Source organism: Mesorhizobium mediterraneum (assembly GCF_002284565.1).
GTDB lineage: Bacteria > Pseudomonadota > Alphaproteobacteria > Rhizobiales > Rhizobiaceae > Mesorhizobium > Mesorhizobium mediterraneum.
Window position 1 is genome coordinate 1 of record NZ_NPKI01000003.1, and the last position, 1,374, is coordinate 1,374.

Below are 1,374 nucleotides of genomic sequence, written 5' to 3' on the forward strand. Positions count from 1 at the left end.
CCGCTGCAGCGTTGCGCCAGCGCCAGCGAGGCATGCTCGTGCGCCAGCAGCTCGGAAAGCCTCGCATGCGTGGTCCGCACGCTCGCCGCGACCCCGGTCCCGTCCAGGTCAAGCCGCACAGGCAGGGTGTTGATGAACAGGCCCATCGTGCGGTCGGCGCCCGCGCCCGCCTGCATGCGGCCGAACAGCACCGTGCCGAACACCACCTGCTCTCGGCCGCTGCTGCGCGCCACCACCTGACCCCAGGCCAGATGGCAAAGGCTCGCCAGGCTCACCCCAAGCCGCCTCGCCTGTTCCCGCAGCCGATCATTGAGCGCCTGCGGCAGCATCCGATGCGCCTCGCCGACGCCGCCGCCGTCGCCGTAGACCTCGCTTAAGCCGAACGGCGTGGTCGGCTCATCGATGTCGGCCAGCATCGTCCGGAAGAACTGCTCATGCGCCTTGGCATCGACATCCAGCCGCGCCTGCGCCACCAGATTGCGGAACGGCTGCGGTGCTGGCAGCTCATGCCCGCGTCCCTCGAGCACGGCCCGCACCTCGGCATGCATCACTTCCAGCGTCGTGTGATCGCCGATCAGATGATGCTGCAGCTCCAGCAGCAGCCAGCGTGTGCTGCCGGGCTCGCGCGCGATCACAAACTGCAACAAGGGCGCCCGGCCAACATCGATGCGATGCCGCAGCGGATCAAACCGGCGCCTGAGCTCATCGGCGCCGGAACCGTCACAGGCATCCAGCTCGACCTCGCTCACCTCCAGCGGCGCACGACGCCACACCACCTGGGCCGGGCTCGACAGCCCCTCCCAGACAAAGGCCGTGCGCAGGGTGTCGTGCCGGTCCACCACCTGCTGAACCGCGCCAAGATAGCGCTCCAACAGGCCGCGATCGGCAAACGCCATCTGCGACACCAGCAGGTAGGGATCCCCCTTCGTCGCCAAAAGATGATGGAACAGGATGCCGTCCTGCAGCGGCGACAGGCCATAAATGTCCTGGATGTTGCCGACACCACCGGGCACCGTGGCGACGATCCGGTCGATCTCCGGCTGGGCCAGCTCGATGAGCGGCAGCATCTGCGGCGTAATCGCCGTGCTCTGTTCGGTGATCAGGTTGGCAGGCACCGCGACCTCGTGATGGCTGCCAAGGCTTGCGGCAAGATCGGCCAGCACCGGCCTGGCGAACAGGGTGCGCACCTCCACCCCAAGCGACAGCTGCCGCAGCCGCTCCATCAGCTGCACGGCCAGCAGCGAGTGGCCGCCGAGCTCGAAGAAGTGGTCGTGGCGCCCGACCCGCTCGACACCGAGAAGCTCCGCCCAGATCTGCGCCAGCGCCGTCTCGACCGCGCCGCGCGGCGCCTCATAGCTGCGGCGCGCATAGGCG

General features: G+C 68.6%; 1 protein-coding gene. It reads right to left on the reverse strand.

The features are described 5' to 3' along the window. A partial coding sequence (locus CIT25_RS01800; protein ID WP_245329738.1) for a condensation domain-containing protein occupies positions 1 to 1,374 on the reverse strand: 1,374 nt, incomplete at both ends.